15 protein-coding genes are annotated in these 16498 nt (G+C 61.6%); 14 read left to right on the plus strand and 1 reads right to left on the minus strand.

Features of this window, described 5'->3' with window-relative positions; all coding sequences use genetic code 11:
- Positions 1–315, minus strand: a 315-nt coding sequence (locus PseAD21_RS25020) for an Hcp family type VI secretion system effector (RefSeq protein WP_146011317.1), incomplete at its 3' end; no start/stop codon positions are given.
- 527 nt (positions 316–842) lie between these two features.
- On the opposite strand from PseAD21_RS25020, the gene PseAD21_RS25025 reads away from it, so the two are divergent.
- The 14 genes from PseAD21_RS25025 to PseAD21_RS25100 all read left to right on the plus strand — a co-directional run bounded on the left by PseAD21_RS25025 (position 843) and on the right by PseAD21_RS25100 (position 16439).
- Complete coding sequence (locus tag PseAD21_RS25025; RefSeq protein WP_102358469.1) at positions 843–2465, plus strand: methyl-accepting chemotaxis protein; 1623 nt, start codon at positions 843–845, stop codon at positions 2463–2465.
- On the plus strand, positions 2465–2983 hold the full coding sequence (locus tag PseAD21_RS25030) for a chemotaxis protein CheW (protein WP_102358470.1): 519 nt from the start codon (positions 2465–2467) through the stop codon (positions 2981–2983). The genes PseAD21_RS25025 and PseAD21_RS25030 overlap by 1 nt, the downstream gene beginning before the upstream one ends.
- Positions 2980–4251: a protein-glutamate O-methyltransferase CheR gene (locus PseAD21_RS25035; protein ID WP_102358471.1), complete on the plus strand. Its 1272-nt coding sequence runs from the start codon at positions 2980–2982 to the stop codon at positions 4249–4251. Before PseAD21_RS25030 ends, PseAD21_RS25035 begins: the two co-directional genes overlap by 4 nt.
- The gene (locus tag PseAD21_RS25040; protein ID WP_102358472.1) at positions 4248–4943 is read left to right on the plus strand and encodes a chemotaxis protein CheW; all 696 of its coding nucleotides are present in this window, start codon (positions 4248–4250) and stop codon (positions 4941–4943) included. The genes PseAD21_RS25035 and PseAD21_RS25040 overlap by 4 nt, the downstream gene beginning before the upstream one ends.
- Positions 4940–7225, plus strand: a complete 2286-nt coding sequence (locus PseAD21_RS25045; RefSeq protein ID WP_102358473.1) for a hybrid sensor histidine kinase/response regulator — start codon at positions 4940–4942, stop codon at positions 7223–7225. The genes PseAD21_RS25040 and PseAD21_RS25045 overlap by 4 nt, the downstream gene beginning before the upstream one ends.
- The gene (locus tag PseAD21_RS25050; protein WP_102358474.1) at positions 7222–8232 is read left to right on the plus strand and encodes a chemotaxis response regulator protein-glutamate methylesterase; all 1011 of its coding nucleotides are present in this window, start codon (positions 7222–7224) and stop codon (positions 8230–8232) included. The genes PseAD21_RS25045 and PseAD21_RS25050 overlap by 4 nt, the downstream gene beginning before the upstream one ends.
- Before the next feature lie 48 nt (positions 8233–8280).
- Complete coding sequence (locus PseAD21_RS25055; RefSeq protein WP_102358475.1) at positions 8281–9282, plus strand: diguanylate cyclase domain-containing protein; 1002 nt, start codon at positions 8281–8283, stop codon at positions 9280–9282.
- A 237-nt stretch (positions 9283–9519) separates the two neighbouring features.
- A protein-coding gene (gene prfB, locus PseAD21_RS25065; protein ID WP_102358477.1) for a peptide chain release factor 2 occupies positions 9520–10615 on the plus strand; the annotation gives its coding sequence in 2 pieces (ribosomal slippage) (positions 9520–9591 and positions 9593–10615; 1095 coding nt in all).
- A 112-nt stretch (positions 10616–10727) separates the two neighbouring features.
- A complete protein-coding gene (gene lysS / locus PseAD21_RS25070) occupies positions 10728–12230 on the plus strand; it encodes a lysine--tRNA ligase (protein ID WP_102358478.1) in 1503 nt (500 codons plus the stop codon).
- Positions 12231–12335: 105 nt separating this feature from the next.
- On the plus strand, positions 12336–13049 hold the full coding sequence (locus tag PseAD21_RS25075) for a TetR/AcrR family transcriptional regulator (RefSeq protein ID WP_102358479.1): 714 nt from the start codon (positions 12336–12338) through the stop codon (positions 13047–13049).
- A 148-nt stretch (positions 13050–13197) separates the two neighbouring features.
- The gene (locus tag PseAD21_RS25085; protein WP_102358480.1) at positions 13198–13755 is read left to right on the plus strand and encodes a hypothetical protein; all 558 of its coding nucleotides are present in this window, start codon (positions 13198–13200) and stop codon (positions 13753–13755) included.
- 24 nt (positions 13756–13779) lie between these two features.
- Positions 13780–15057, plus strand: coding sequence for a flavohemoglobin expression-modulating QEGLA motif protein (locus PseAD21_RS25090; protein WP_102358481.1), 1278 nt, complete (start codon positions 13780–13782; stop codon positions 15055–15057).
- Between the two features lie 150 nt (positions 15058–15207).
- Positions 15208–16113, plus strand: a complete 906-nt coding sequence (locus PseAD21_RS25095) for an alpha/beta hydrolase (RefSeq protein WP_102358482.1) — start codon at positions 15208–15210, stop codon at positions 16111–16113.
- Positions 16110–16439: a hypothetical protein gene (locus tag PseAD21_RS25100; RefSeq protein ID WP_016983545.1), complete on the plus strand. Its 330-nt coding sequence runs from the start codon at positions 16110–16112 to the stop codon at positions 16437–16439. The genes PseAD21_RS25095 and PseAD21_RS25100 overlap by 4 nt, the downstream gene beginning before the upstream one ends.
- The last annotated feature ends 59 nt before the right edge of the window (positions 16440–16498 follow it).

A 16498-nucleotide genomic window follows, 5' to 3' on the forward strand; every position in this document is an offset into this window, starting at 1 on the left:
ACCTTGAGCAGAAGTACGGAACCACTGGATAACGATTTCGCTCATGCGCTCGCCGGAGGTCAGAGCGGCTTGCAGCAGAGGCGAAGCCTTGTCGTAGACCTTGGTGATCACAACTGGCTTGTGAACGCGCTGACCGGTTGGCTGACCGGATTGCGGGTCACGCGGAATGATCACATCGTGGGTGAATGCCTGAACCATGACCTGGTCTTCGTGGCCTTCCTGGTAGGTGTTGCCAACGGAGTCGGCGGTGAAGGCGCCGGCAGTGATCAGACCTTGTTTTTCGCCGGTAACCGACATGTACGCTGGTGTTGCCATGGGGTGCTCTCCTTGCGGATAAATTTAGGGTGCCCGGGAGGCGAAATCGCCCGGTGGGTGCCTGACTGTTATCAAGGAACGTGCCAGGTTTTCCGAAGGTCCCGTAAACCGGGGGTGGAACGGCTCTTGCCTGCGGTTGGAGCGATGTTTTTTGCTGAATCGAGGTAGAAAGTGCGCAACTTCTTGCGCAGTACTGCGCAAGAAGTTGCGCACTCGTCTACAGGCGACGGAACCCGAGGCCTGTAGCGATTTTGGTGGTGATATATCGTGAACAAGTGCGCAAGAAGTTGCGCAGTAAGGCTTGTGACCGCTACTGCGGCTGGCCACTGATTTTTGAAATGGCCGATCCATCGCCCCTTTTTGCCATTTCATCACTGGCACGCCAGCCCCTGATTGTCGGACAGTCCCACCCCAGAGCCTCCCGGCCTTCCACGCTCGGCAGGCCGGAGGGTTAAAAAGCGTCTTATAAATGAGACACCTCCCTCGGCTATACTCCCCGCATTTCGACTTAGGCACGAGGAATCACTGTGAAGAACTGGACGTTGCGCCAACGCATTTTGGCGAGCTTTGCGGTGATTATCGCCATCATGTTGCTGATGGTCGTTGTCTCGTATTCACGGTTGCTGAAGATCGAGACCAGTGAAAGCAGCGTGCGTGACGACGCGGTTCCCGGCGTCTATTACAGCGCGATGATCCGTGGTGCGTGGGTCGACAGCTATCTGCAGACCCAGGAACTGCTGGGTCTCAAGGAAGGGCAGGGCATCAGCAGCCAAGATGCGGCGGACTACAAGGCGTTCGAGACGCGGCTGCAAGAGCAGATGGCTAACTACCGCAACACCATCACCACCGACGAAGACCGGGTCGAGTTCGCCACGTTCGAGAAAGACCACGACATCTACATGCAGATCCAGGATCAGGTGCTCGACTTGCACAAGCGCAACCTGCAAGCCGAAGCGATCAAGCTGTTCACCGAGAAGCTGACCCCGGCCTGGTACACCGGCCGCGTGAAACTCAACGACATCATTGGCGAGAACAAGAAAGTCGCTGATCAGGCCATGGCCAACATCGACGAAGCCGTGGCGGCGGCCAAGGTCAGCATGTTCGTGTCGCTGTTGGTGGCCGTGCTGGCGGCCGGTGCCTGTGGCCTGCTGCTGATGCGCGCCATCATGGCGCCGATGAACCGCATCGTGAAGATCCTCGAAATCATGCGCACCGGCGACTTGAGCAGCCGTCTGAATCTGGACCGCAAGGATGAGTTTGGCGCGGTGGAAACCGGCTTCAACGACATGATGACCGAGCTGACTTCGCTGGTGTCCCAGGCCCAGCGCTCGTCGGTGCAGGTGACCACCTCGGTGACCGAGATCGCCGCCACCTCCAAACAGCAACAGGCCACCGCCACCGAAACCGCGGCCACCACCACCGAAATCGGCGCGACCTCGCGGGAAATCGCCGCCACCTCGCGGGATCTGGTGCGCACCATGACCGAAGTGTCCACCGCAGCCGATCAGGCTTCGGTGCTCGCCGGTTCCGGCCAGCAAGGTCTGGCGCGCATGGAAGACACCATGCACTCGGTGATGGGCGCGGCCGATCTGGTCAACGCCAAACTGGCGATCCTCAACGAGAAGGCCGGCAACATCAATCAGGTGGTGGTGACTATCGTCAAGGTTGCCGACCAGACCAACCTGCTGTCGCTCAACGCCGCCATCGAGGCCGAGAAAGCCGGTGAGTATGGTCGCGGTTTTGCCGTGGTCGCCACCGAAGTGCGGCGTCTGGCGGATCAGACCGCCGTTGCCACTTACGACATTGAACAGATGGTTCGCGAAATCCAGTCAGCGGTGTCCGCCGGCGTGATGGGCATGGACAAGTTCTCCGAGGAAGTGCGCCGGGGCATGGCCGAGGTGCAGCAGGTCGGCGAGCAGTTGTCGCAGATCATTCATCAGGTGCAGGCGCTGGCGCCGCGGGTGTTGATGGTCAACGAAGGCATGCAGGCCCAGGCCACCGGTGCCGAACAGATCAACCATGCGCTGGTGCAGTTGGGCGATGCCAGCAGCCAGACCGTCGAATCGTTGCGTCAGGCCAGTTTCGCCATTGACGAACTGAGCCAGGTGGCCGTCGGGCTGCGCAGCGGCGTTTCGCGATTCAAAGTCTGATGAGCGAAATCACCGCCAAACGCAGCGTTGCGCCGGTGGCGAAGCAGGCGTTGTTCCTGCTGTTTCGCATCGGCAACGAGCGTTACGCCTTGCGCGCCACGGAAGTGGCCGAGGTCCTGCCGCGCCTGCCGTTGAAGCCGATTGCCCAGGCGCCGAACTGGGTGGCCGGGGTGTTCGCCTATCGCGGTGCGGTGGTGCCAGCCATCGACCTCAGTGCGCTGACCTTCGGCCAACCCGCCGAGGCCCGCACCAGCACTCGGCTGGTGCTGGTGCATTACCACCCGGATGAACTGCAGCCGTCACACTGGCTCGGGCTGATCCTTGAACAGGCGACCGACACCCTGCGCTGCAATCCCGAAGATTTTCAGCCTTATGGCCTCGACAATCGTCAGGCGCCATACCTCGGTACGGTGCGTGAAGACGCTCAGGGACTGGTGCAGTGGGTGCGGGTCAACGACCTGCTGGATGACGCCGTGCGCAGCCTGCTGTTTCCGGCGCCGCATGAGGCGCAGCCATGAGCAGCGACCAACGTTTTTTCGATTTCCTCAAGGAACGCATCGGTCTGGATGTCACCTCGGTCGGGCCGGCGATCATCGAGCGCGCGGTGCGCCAGCGCACGACGCTGTCGCAAGCGGCGCACAGCGATGAATACTGGCAATTGCTGCAAGGCTCGCGGGATGAACAGCAAGCGCTGATCGAAGCGGTGATCGTCCCTGAAACCTGGTTTTTCCGTTACCCGGAATCCTTCGCCACCCTCGGCAAACTGGCGTGCAAGCGGCTGGACGAACTGAACAACATGCGCGCGCTGCGCATCCTCAGCCTGCCGTGCTCCACCGGTGAAGAACCCTATTCGATTGCCATGGCCTTGCTCGATGCCGGGCTCAAGCCGCATCAGTTCAAGGTCGACGGCATGGATGTCAGCCCGCTGTCGGTGGACAAGGCGCGGCGCGCGCTGTACGGCAAGAACTCGTTTCGGGGTCAGGATCTGGACTTTCGCGAGCGTCATTTCAGCGCCGAGGAGGACGGCCATCGCGTCAACGACGCGGTGCGTGAGCAGGTGCGCTTGCAGGTCGGCAACGTGCTGGATCCGACGCTGCTGGTCAGTGAGCCGCCGTTCGACTTTGTGTTCTGCCGCAACCTGCTGATCTATTTCGATCAGCCGACCCAGCAGCAGGTTTTCGCAGTGCTCAAGCGCCTGACGCACTTTGACGGCGTGCTGTTCATCGGCCCGGCCGAGGGCAGTCTGCTCGGGCGTCTGGGCATGCGTTCGATCGGTATCGCGCAGTCGTTCGCGTTCAGCCGACACACTGAGCCGCTGCCCGAACCTGTGGCATTGCCGACGCCCACGCCGTTGCCGGTGCGCCAACCACTACGCAGCCCGCCGCCAGCGCCGGTGCGCCAACGCCCGTTTGCCAACGTTGCTCCGCTACCGGTCAGCAGCAAAAGCGCCAACCCGGACGCCGCGACCTTGCTGGCCAACATCGCCGCGCTGGCCAACGAAGGCAAAAGCGCCGAGGCCCGCGCGGCATGTGAGCAATACCTGCGCAGCCACGAACCGGTGGCTCAGGTGTTCTATTGGCTCGGCCTGCTCAGTGACGTGGCCGGCTCCGCACTCGAAGCCCAGAGTTATTACCGCAAGGCCTTGTACCTTGAACCGCAACACCCCGAAGCGTTGATGCACCTGGCGGCCTTGCTGCAGGCCCAGGGTGACAGCGCCGGTGCCAGACGATTGCAGGAGCGCGCCGCGCGCAGCGGCCGCACCGCCGACAGTGAGCGTAAACGATGATCCCGTCCGACACCTTGAACGTCACCCACGAAGACGCCCGGGCCATCGATGATTGCTGGAACCGCATCGGCATTCACGGCGACAAGTCGTGTCCGTTGCTGGTGGAACATATTCATTGCCGCAACTGCGCGGTGTATTCCGCCGCCGCCACGCGCCTGCTCGACCGTTATGCGTTGCAGCAGGACGAGCGCGACGCGGTCGCCATCGCGGTTGAAGCTGACGTCAAAACCCGTTCGCTGCTGATGTTCCGCCTCGGCGAAGAATGGCTGGGACTGGCGACCCGCAGTCTGGTGGAAGTCGCGCCGATGCAGGCGATTCACTCGTTGCCGCACCAGCGCTCGCGGGCCTTGCTCGGCGTGGCGAACGTGCGCGGGGCATTGGTGGCGTGCCTGTCGCTGGTCGAGTTGCTCGACCTCGATGGCAACGCCGCACCGGCCAACGGCACGCGGATCATGCCGCGCATGCTGATCATCGCCGCCCACGGCGGGCCGGTCGTGGTGCCGGTGGACGAGGTCGACGGCATCCATGCGATCGATGAACGCATTCTCGACGCCGCGTCACGTGCCGGCGGTGAACACAACAGTACGGTCAGCGCCAAATACACCCGTGGTGTCCTGCAATTCCGGGGGCGCAGCCTGCGTTGGCTGGATGAAGAGCAGTTGCTGTCCGCCGTGACCCGGAGCCTCACATGACCCCTGAGCAAATGCGCGACGCCTCGCTGCTGGAGCTGTTCAGCCTCGAAGCCGAGGCTCAGACCCAGGTGCTCAGCAGCGGGCTGCTGGCGCTGGAGCGCAATCCGACCCAGGCCGATCATCTGGAATCGTGCATGCGCGCGGCGCACTCGCTCAAGGGCGCGGCGCGGATCGTCGGCATCGACAGCGGCGTCAGCGTTGCGCATGTGATGGAAGATTGTCTGGTCAGCGCGCAGGAAGGGCGGCTGTTGCTGCGTCCCGAGCACATCGATGCGTTGTTGCAAGGCACCGATCTGTTGATGCGCATCGCCACGCCAGCCAATGCCCCGCAAGCGGCGGACATCGAGGCGTATGTGGTGTTGATGGGCCGCCTGCTCGACCCTTCGGCACCGCCGCCCATGGCCGAGTTGCAGATGCAGGCGCCGCCGCCTGCGCCGATTGAAACCCCGTCGCCAGCGCCCATGCCGGCGATCGATACACCGCTGGAAACCTTCGACCCGACCCCGCGCAAGAACAAGCGCACCACCGAGGGTGGCGAGCGCGTGCTGCGGGTTACGGCCGAGCGCCTGAACAGCCTGCTCGACCTGTCGAGCAAATCGCTGGTCGAAACCCAGCGCCTCAAGCCGCATCTGGCAACCATGCAGCGCCTCAAACGCATGCAGAACAATGGCCTGCGGGCGCTGGAGAGTCTCAATGTGCACCTCAAGGAACATGCGCTGAGCCTCGAAGCCCAGGAAGCCCTTGAGGATGCGCGGCGCCTGCTGGCCGAATCCCAGCAGTTGCTCGGGGAGAAAAACGCCGAACTGGACGAGTTCGCCTGGCAAGCCAGCCAGCGCGCGCAAGTGCTCTACGACACCGCGCTGGCCTGTCGCATGCGCCCGTTTGCCGACGTGCTCACCGGTCAGGTGCGCATGGTCCGGGATCTGGGGCGCAGCCTTGGCAAGCAGGTACGGCTGGAGATCGAAGGCGAGAAAACCCAGGTCGATCGCGACGTGCTGGAAAAGCTTGAAGCGCCGCTGACTCATTTGCTGCGCAACGCCGTCGACCACGGCATCGAAACCCCGGAGCAGCGCGTGCTCAAGGGCAAGTCCGAAGAAGGCCTGATCCGTCTGCGCGCCTCGCACCAGGCCGGTTTGCTGGTGCTCGAACTGAGCGATGACGGCAATGGTGTCGACCTGGAAAAGGTCCGCCGCAGCATTGTCGAGCGTCAGCTGTCGCCGGCCGAAACGGCGGCGCAGTTGAGCGAAGAGGAACTGCTGACGTTCCTGTTTCTGCCGGGCTTCAGCCTGCGCGACACGGTCACCGAAGTGTCCGGGCGTGGCGTCGGTCTGGACGCGGTGCAGCACATGGTGCGGCAGCTGCGTGGCGCGGTGGTGCTCGAGCAGACGGCAGGCGAGGGCAGCCGCTTTCATCTTGAAGTGCCGCTGACCCTGTCGGTGGTGCGCAGTCTGGTGGTGGAAGTCGGCGACGAGGCCTACGCCTTTCCGCTGGCGCACATCGAGCGCATGTGTGATCTGCAGCCGCAGGACATCGTGCAGGTCGAGGGTCGCCAGCATTTTTGGCATGAAGGTCGGCACGTCGGGCTGGTCGCCGCCAGTCAACTGCTCAATCGTCCGGCGAACCAGAGCAGCGACGAAACCCTCAAGGTCGTGGTGATCCGCGAGCGCGACGCGATCTATGGCGTGGCGGTCGAGCGTTTCGTTGGTGAACGCACGCTGGTGGTGCTGCCACTGGATGAGCGGCTGGGCAAGGTTCAGGACATTTCCGCCGGAGCGTTGCTCGATGATGGCTCGGTGGTGCTGATCGTCGATGTCGAAGACATGCTGCGTTCGGTGGACAAACTGCTCAATACCGGGCGTCTGGAGCGTATCGCTCGGCATGGCAATCAGGCCGCCGAAGTGGCGCGCAAACGGATTCTGGTGGTCGACGATTCGCTCACTGTGCGCGAGCTGCAACGCAAGCTGCTGCTCAATCGCGGCTATGACGTGGCGGTCGCGGTGGACGGCATGGACGGCTGGAACGCGTTGCGTTCGGAGGACTTCGATTTGCTGATCACCGACATCGACATGCCGCGCATGGACGGCATCGAGCTGGTTACGTTGCTGCGCCGCGACAACCGCCTGCAATCGCTGCCGGTGATGGTGGTTTCGTACAAGGATCGTGAAGAGGATCGCCGTCGTGGACTGGATGCTGGTGCGGACTATTATTTAGCCAAGGCCAGTTTTCATGACGACGCCCTGCTTGATGCAGTGGTTGAGCTCATTGGAGGAGCGCGGGCATGAAAATCGCAATCGTCAACGACATGCCCCTGGCGGTGGAGGCGTTGCGCCGTGCGCTGGCCTTCGAGCCGGCGCATCAGGTGGTCTGGGTCGCCAGAAATGGCGCCGAGGCGGTGCAACTGTGCGCCGAAAATACGCCTGATCTGATTCTGATGGACCTGATCATGCCGGTGATGGACGGTGTCGAGGCCACCCGGCGCATCATGGCCGAAACCCCGTGCGCCATCGTTATCGTCACGGTCGACCGCCAGCAGAACGTGCACCGGGTCTTCGAAGCCATGGGCCACGGTGCGCTGGACGTGGTCGACACCCCGGCGCTCGGTGCTGGCAACGCGCAGGAAGCGGCGGCGCCGTTGCTGCGCAAGATCCTCAACATCGGTTGGCTGATCGGCGAGAAGCCCAGCCGTACGCGCCCGGCGCCAACGCCGCAGCGCAGCTCCGGCTCATGCAAGCGGTTGGTGGCGATCGGCTCGTCAGCGGGCGGACCGGCGGCGCTGGAAGTGCTGCTCAAGGGCCTGCCGCGCAATTTTTCGGCAGCCATCGTGCTGGTGCAGCATGTGGATCAGGTGTTCGCCGCCGGTATGGCCGAATGGCTGGCCAGCGCCAGCGGCCTGGACGTGCGCCTGGCCCGCGAAGGCGAGCCGCCGCAAGCCGGCGCGGTGCTGCTGGCCGGCACCAATCACCATATACGCTTATTGAAAAACGGCACGCTGGCCTACACCGCCGAGCCGGTCAACGAGATTTACCGACCGTCGATCGACGTGTTTTTCGAAAGTGTCGCCAACTATTGGAACGGCGACGCCATCGGGGTTTTATTGACCGGAATGGGACGCGACGGGGCGCAAGGGCTTAAGCTCATGCGCCAGCAGGGATATCTGACCATCGCGCAGGATCAGCAAAGCAGTGCGGTGTACGGCATGCCCAAGGCCGCAGCGGCGATCGATGCGGCCGTCGAAGTCCGTCCACTGGAAAAGATAGCGCCACGATTGCTGGAGGTTTTCCCCAAATGAACAGGTTTTTCCGCAATCCTGGCCCCCGCAGTATTCAGGTGACCGCCCATGAATGACTTACAGATCGATGGCATTAAAACCGACGAAAACGCCGCCATGGTGTTGTTGGTGGACGATCAGGCGATGATTGGCGAAGCCGTGCGTCGTGGGCTGTCGAACGAAGAGAATATCGACTTCCACTTCTGCTCCGACCCGCACCAGGCCATCGCCCAGGCGGTACGGATCAAGCCGACGGTGATTTTGCAGGACCTGGTGATGCCTGGTCTCGATGGCCTGAGCCTGGTGCGCGAATACCGCAATCACCCGGCGACCAAGGACATCCCGATCATCGTGCTGTCGACCAAGGAAGACCCGCTGATCAAGAGTGCGGCGTTCTCGGCCGGCGCCAACGATTATCTGGTGAAACTGCCGGACACCATCGAACTGGTGGCGCGCATCCGCTATCACTCGCGCTCCTACATGACCCTGCTGCAACGGGACGCGGCGTACCGCGCGTTGCGGGTCAGTCAGCAGCAGTTGCTCGACACCAACCTGGTGCTGCAACGCCTGATGAACTCCGATGGCCTGACCGGGTTGTCCAACCGCCGGCACTTCGACGAGTACCTGGAGCTGGAATGGCGCCGTTCGCTGCGCGATCAGAGTCAGTTGTCGTTGCTGATGATCGATGTCGATTACTTCAAGTCCTACAACGACAGCTTTGGCCATGTCGAAGGCGATGAGGCGCTGCGCAAGGTTGCCACGGCGATCCGCGACGCCAGTGCCCGACCGTCGGACCTGCCGGCGCGCTACGGCGGCGAGGAGTTCGCTCTGGTCTTGCCGAACACCTCGCCGGGCGGCGCGCGGCTGGTGGCGGAGAAACTGCGCCAGACCGTGGCGGCGCTGAAAATTCCGCACAACACCCCGGGTGACGGGGCGAGCCTGACCATCAGCATCGGCCTGGCGACCATGGTGCCGCAGGCGGGCAGCGATTGCCGGCTGCTGATCTCGGCGGCGGATCGCGGGTTGTACCTGGCGAAAAACAATGGCCGTAATCAGGTCGGTATCGAATAGATCTCCTGGACAATGCAAATTCCCTGTGGGAGCGGGCTTGCTCGCGAATTCGGCGTGTCATGCAGCATTGATGTCGACTGACACGCCGCCTTCGCGAGCAAGCCCGCTCCCACATTTGAAATGCGTCGAGCCAATGTCAAGCGATTCGCCCCGACAGCCGCCAGACGGGCTGCCGTGACAGCGTGATTACGTTATACTCGCCGGCTTTCAAAAGTTCGCCAACGAGTGCTGCCCGTCATGGAAATCAACCCGATCCTGAACACCATCAAGGACCTGTCCGAGCGCTCCGAAACTATTCGGGGGTATCTTTGACTACGATCAAAAGCATGAGCGTCTGACCGAAGTCAATCGCGAGCTTGAAGATCCGAGTGTCTGGAACAAACCTGAATACGCCCAGGAACTGGGCCGCGAGCGCTCTGCGCTGGCGCAGATCGTCGACACCCTCGACGAACTGAACGCTGGTCTGGCCGATTGCCGCGACCTGCTGGACATGGCTGTCGAAGAAAACGACGAAGGCGCAGTGGGCGATGTCGTCGCCGAGCTGGCCCGTCTCGAGGAAAATCTGGCCAAGCTGGAATTCCGTCGCATGTTCAGCCATGAAATGGACCCGAACAACGCCTACCTGGACATCCAGGCCGGTTCCGGCGGCACCGAAGCCCAGGACTGGGCCAACATCCTGCTGCGCATGTACCTGCGCTGGGCTGACAAACGCGGTTTTGACGCGACCATCATGGAGCTGTCGGCCGGTGAAGTCGCCGGGATCAAGGGTGCGACCGTGCACATCAAGGGCGAGTACGCCTTTGGCTGGCTGCGCACCGAGATCGGCGTGCACCGTCTGGTGCGCAAGAGCCCGTTCGACTCCGGCAACCGTCGCCACACCTCGTTCTCCGCGGTTTTCGTCTCGCCAGAGATCGACGACAAGGTGGAAATCGAAATCAACCCGGCAGACCTGCGGATCGACACCTATCGTTCCTCCGGTGCTGGTGGTCAGCACGTAAACACCACCGACTCGGCCGTACGTATCACTCACGTACCGACCAACACCGTGGTCAGCTGCCAGAACGAACGTTCCCAGCACGCCAACAAGGACACCGCCATGAAAATGCTGCGGGCCAAGTTGTACGAGCAGGAAATGCAGAAACGCAACGCCGCGTCGCAAGCGCTGGAAGACACCAAGTCGGACATCGGCTGGGGTCACCAGATCCGCTCTTACGTGCTCGATGCGTCGCGGATCAAGGATCTGCGCACCAACATCGAACGCAGCGACTGCGACAAGGTGCTCGACGGCGACATCGACGAATACCTGTATGCCAGCCTGAAATCCGGGCTGTAAAAGACGCAATACAGCATCGGCTGATTCAACCCGATCCCTGTAGGAGCCAGCTTGCTGGCGATCCCCGGGCCCAAGGCCCGGGGGCAACGAACCTGATGGAATATCTAAAGACATGAGCGACCAACAACTCGACCCGCAAGCCCTGCAACAGGAAGAAAACTCCCTGATCGCCCTGCGCAAGGAAAAGCTGGCTGCCGAGCGCGCCAAGGGCAACGCCTTCCCGAACGACTTCCGCCGCGAAAACTACTGCGAAGATCTGCAGAAGAAATACGCGGACAAGACCAAGGAAGAGCTGGCCGAGGCTGCAATCCCGGTCAAGGTTGCCGGTCGCATCATGCTCAACCGTGGCTCGTTCATGGTGATCCAGGACATGACCGGTCGCATTCAGGTCTACGTCAACCGCAAGACCCTGTCGGAAGACACCCTGGCCGCCGTCAAGACTTGGGACATGGGCGATATCATTGCCGCCGAAGGCACCCTGGCGCGTTCCGGCAAGGGCGATCTGTACGTGGAAATGACCAGCGTGCGCCTGCTGACCAAGTCGCTGCGTCCGCTGCCGGACAAGCATCACGGCCTGACCGACACCGAACAGCGCTACCGTCAGCGTTACGTTGACCTGATCGTCAACGAAGACGTGCGCCAGACCTTCCGCGTGCGTTCGCAAGTGATCGCGCACATCCGCAGCTTCCTGATGAAGCGCGACTTCCTCGAAGTCGAAACGCCGATGCTGCAGACCATTCCTGGCGGCGCCGCAGCCAAGCCGTTCGAAACCCACCACAACGCGCTGGACATGGAAATGTTCCTGCGTATCGCGCCTGAGCTGTACCTCAAGCGTCTGGTGGTCGGTGGTTTTGAAAAGGTCTTCGAGATCAACCGCAACTTCCGTAACGAAGGCGTCTCGACGCGTCACAACCCTGAATTCACCATGTTGGAGTTCTACCAGGCTTACGCCGACTACGAAGACAACATGGACCTGACCGAAGAACTGTTCCGTGAACTGGCGCAGCTGGTGCTGGGCAGCACCGACGTGCCGTACGGCGACAAGGTGTTCCACTTCGGCGAGCCGTTCGTCCGTCTGTCGGTGTTCGACTCGATCCTCAAGTACAACCCTGAGCTGACCGCCGATGATCTGAACGACATCGACAAGGCGCGCGCCATCGCCAAGCAGGCCGGTGCCAAGGTGCTGGGCTTCGAAGGTCTGGGCAAGCTGCAGGTGATGATTTTCGAAGAGCTGGTCGAGCACAAGCTGGAACAGCCGCACTTCATTACCCAGTACCCGTTCGAAGTGTCGCCGCTGGCACGTCGCAACGACGACAACCCGAACGTCACTGACCGTTTCGAGCTGTTCATCGGTGGCCGTGAAATTGCCAACGCCTACTCCGAGTTGAACGACGCTGAAGACCAGGCCGAGCGCTTCATGGCGCAGGTGGCCGACAAGGACGCCGGCGACGACGAAGCCATGCATTACGACGCCGACTTCGTGCGCGCGCTGGAGTACGGCATGCCGCCAACGGCCGGTGAAGGCATCGGCATTGACCGACTGGTGATGTTGCTGACCAACTCGCCGTCGATCCGCGATGTGATCCTGTTCCCGCACATGCGACCGCAAGCGTAAACATTTCAGTTCAAAAGCCGCCTAAAACAGGCGGCTTTTTATTGCCTGTCTGGTACAAATGTATCAATTGGTTACTTTTGAAATAACAGAGGAAGTCCAGTCGTGATGGTTGCAATCGCTCAAGAAGGTGCAGCGGGTATCGCCACTGCGGTCGCTGAAAGTGTTCAGTACCAGGGCCGCAAGGCCAGCCGACAGGGCAGCGAGCAGCGTCGCCAGGACATTCTCGACGCGGCGATGCGCATTGTCGTGCGTGACGGCGTGCGCGCCGTGCGCCACCGGGCCGTGGCGGCCGAGGCCGGTGTGCCGCTGTCGGCCACCACCTATTACTTCAAGGACATCGATGACCTGCTCACCGATACCTTCGCCCAGTACGTCGAACGCAGTGCGGCCTACATGGCCAAGTTGTGGAACAACAACGAAGGCCTGCTGCGCGATATGGTCGTCAGTGGCGACGGCAGCCCCGAGTCGCGCTCGCAACTGGCGGACGATATTGCGCGGTTGATGGCCGACTATGTGCACCGGCAGTTGGTCAACCGTCGCGAGCACCTGATGGCCGAGCAGGCGTTTCGCCAGGAAGCGCTGCTCAACCCGCGCCTGGCGGATCTGGTGCGTTCCCATCAACAGATTCTGCTGCAGGGCACCTGCCAGTTGTTTCAGGTGCTGGGCTCGCGCGAACCGCAACAGGATGCCAAAGTGTTGACGGCGATTATCGGACGGATGGAATATCAGGGCCTGCTCAACGACGCCGAGCCTTTGGCCGAACAGGACATGCTCGGGATTCTGACGCGGTATATGCATCTGGTCCTCGCCTCGATGTAACGCAATCCCTGCTTGATCGTTCCCACGCTCCGCGTGGGAATGCATACCGTGACGCTCTGCGTCACAGTGGACGCAGAGCGTCCATGGCGGCATTCCCACGCAGAGCGTAGGAACGATCAGGTGTAACGGGTGTTCAAGGGAGTGTTGAATGAAAGCCTGGCGTGGCGCGTTGATCGCGCTGTCGTTCCTGCTGCTCAGCGGTTGTCTGGTGACCTTCAAGGAGCCGCTGCCCGCCAGTGAGCCGGCGCCCAAGGGCTTGCTCGGCAAGTGGTCGAGCACCAATGCCTGGGGCGAGCCGATGAACCTTGAGCTGACCCGGGTCGGCGACGATCGCTATCAGGCCGTCACCTGGTTCAAGGCCAGACCCCACGAACGCGAGGCTTATCCCTTCACCGTGTCGCGCCATGGCAGCCGCTGGTACCTGTCGGCGAAGGTGCCGGCGCGTTACGGCGGGCAATACACCATCGCCGGGTTCGAACTCACCGACAAACACGAACTGGTGGTGTACAACCTCGACCTCGAGCAGATCAATCAGGCGATCAAACAGCAAGCCCTCGATGGCCAGTCCTTCCAGACCGAGGACGATGGCGACGGCGTGCAGGTCGACAGCAGCCTCGACAAGGTCTTTGCTTACCTCGATGATCCGGCCAATTCCGATGTATTCGTCGAGGCCGCGCGTTATCAGCGCCAGGCCCGCGCCAAATAATTCAGTTTTCTACAGGAGTTTCGGGTGGACGATTACCAGCAGACGATACGCACGCTGTCCGATCGCATTGTGCTGGCGCAGACGCCGATTCGCGTCCTCGACGCGGTGAAGTGGGACGAGAACATTCGCAAGGGCTTTCTCAAGGCCAAGGGCAAGGAAATGCCTGCGGTGGATCGCGACTACTACCTCAACCGGCCACTGAGTTTCGATTCGAGCAAGGTCAAACTCGAGTTCCAGAACATCGAGCGCGACATCACCCGCCAGCTCGGCCAGTTCAACCCGGTCGGGCAGATCATGCGCCGCATGTGCAAGGAATACCGGATGGTGGTGCGCATGCTCGAAGCGCGCGGCACCGAGGATTTCGGCCTGATCTCTCAGGAGCTGTACGGCGCCGCCTCAGATGCGTTTCACGCCGGCGACCCGACCCTGGCCGACCTCGGCCTGATGATGTCCGACTACCTGAACAACATCGATGGCCGTGGCGACCTGAAGGACGAGCCGAAAATCCTCACCGCCAAGGACGCCGTGCACCTGCTGCAAACGCGTTTGAACAAGGTGTTCGGCGAGGCCGAGGAAACCATCCGCGTGTTCGAGTCCGACGGCATCGTTGCCGACGCGGCAGCGGGGGCCGACTACATCAAGATCCGTACCGACGCGATGTTCAATGATCGCGACGTGCGCGCGCTGGAAGTCCACGAAGGCCTGGTGCACGTAGGCACCACGCTCAACGGCTTGAACCAGCCGATCTGCACCTTCCTGTCCAAGGGCCCACCCTCGTCGACGGTGACTCAGGAAGGTCTGGCGATTCTGATGGAAATCATCACCTTTGCCTCCTACCCAAGCCGCCTGCGCAAACTGACCAATCGCACCCGCGCCATTCACATGGTCGAGGAGGGCGCGGACTTTTTGCAGGTGTTCGAGTTCTTCCGCGAACAGGGTTTTGAAATGGCCGAAAGCTACGGCAACGCCAGCCGTGTGTTCCGAGGCTCGACGCCGACCGGCCTGCCATTCACCAAAGACTTGTCCTACCTCAAGGGCTTTATCATGGTTTACAACTACATTCAGTTGGCCGTGCGTAAGGGCAAGCTTGAGCAGATTCCGCTGTTGTTCTGCGGCAAGACCACGCTGGAAGACATGCGTACCTTGCGCCAACTGGTGGATGAGGGATTGGTGGTGCCGCCGAAGTATCTGCCAGAACAGTTTCGCGACATGAACGCGCTGTCAGCGTGGATGTGCTTCTCCAACTTCCTCAATCACTTGAGCCTGGACCGGATCGAGGCGGATTACTCGAACATCCTTTGAGCCAACACAAACCCCCTGTAGGCCTTCGCCTGCTCGCGATAGCGGTGTGTCAATCAACATGAACAGTGACTGATACACCGCCATCGCGAGCAGGCTCACTCCTACAGTTTTTGACTGTATTCCAATTCGAATTCTGCGAGGTTTCACCGGATGAGAATCCTCTGCATCTTCTGCCTGCTCCTGACCCTCGGCGGTTGCAGTTCGTTGTTGTTCTACCCCGAGCCGGGCCAGATTTTCACCCCGGAAAAAGCCAAACTCGAATACCGCACCGTTACCCTGACCACCGCCGACGGCCTCAAGCTCAATGCCTGGTGGCTGCCGGCCAAACCCGGTGTTGAAGTCAAAGGCACGGTCCTGCACCTGCATGGCAACGGCGGCAATCTGCCGATGCACCTGGGCGGCAGTTGGTGGTTGCCGAAAAACGGCTATCAAGTGCTGCTGGTGGACTATCGCGGTTATGGCCTGTCCGAAGGCAAACCGAGCCTGCCGGCGATCTATCAGGATATCGACGCGGCATTCGCCTGGCTGGACCAGGCGCCGGAGGTCAAAGGCAAGCCGCTGATCCTGCTCGGCCAAAGCCTCGGTGGTTCGATGGCCGTGCATTGGCTGGTGCAGCACCCGGAGCGGCAGATGCAACTCAAAGCCTTCGTGCTCGACGGTGTGCCCGCCAGTTATCGCAGCGTCGGCCAGTACGCACTCAGCACGTCGTGGCTGACCTGGCCGGTCCAGGTGCCGCTGTCATGGCTGGTGCCGGACGGCGACAGCGCCATCAACGCGATGCCGCAGCTCAAGGGCGTGCCGAAACTGATCTTTCACAGCATCGATGATCCGCTGGTACCGCTTTCCAATGGCATCCGCCTGTATCAAGCTGCGCCGCCACCGCGGGTGTTGCAGTTGACCCGTGGCGGCCACGTGCAGACCTTCGGTGACCCGGTCTGGCGCAAGGTGATGCTGCGCTATCTGGAAGACCCCGAACATTTCAACGGCCTGCGCCGCCTCGGCGAGATCCCGAATTACCCGCAATCTCCGAATTCTGAAGATGAGAGTCCGCAATGAGTGAAGAACGTAACGCCATCCCGCTGATCATCACCGGTATCTGCAGCATCCTCGGCACCGTCGGGGCGCTGTGGTACTACGGCTACCTGCACTTCGCCAAACCCGAGGATGCGCTGCTGCTCAATGAATTCACCATGCTCAAGACCGTGCCGGGCGAAGACTACAAAGTCTCGCTGGACCCGGCGCCGCAAGTGGCGCAGTGCATCGATGGCGTGCTGGTGCTGTTCGATACCGAGCAGAAAGGCCTGACCGGGGTGCTGATCAACGCGCAGAAAAAAGCTGTGCGTTGCATGGGTGAAGAGACTCCGCAGAAGCTGCAAGAGTGATTCTGCAGGTTCAGCCCTCACCCTAACCCTCTCCCAGAGGGAGAGGGGACTGACCGAGG

The sequence above is a fragment of the Pseudomonas sp. AD21 genome (assembly GCF_002878485.1).
Taxonomy (GTDB): domain Bacteria; phylum Pseudomonadota; class Gammaproteobacteria; order Pseudomonadales; family Pseudomonadaceae; genus Aquipseudomonas.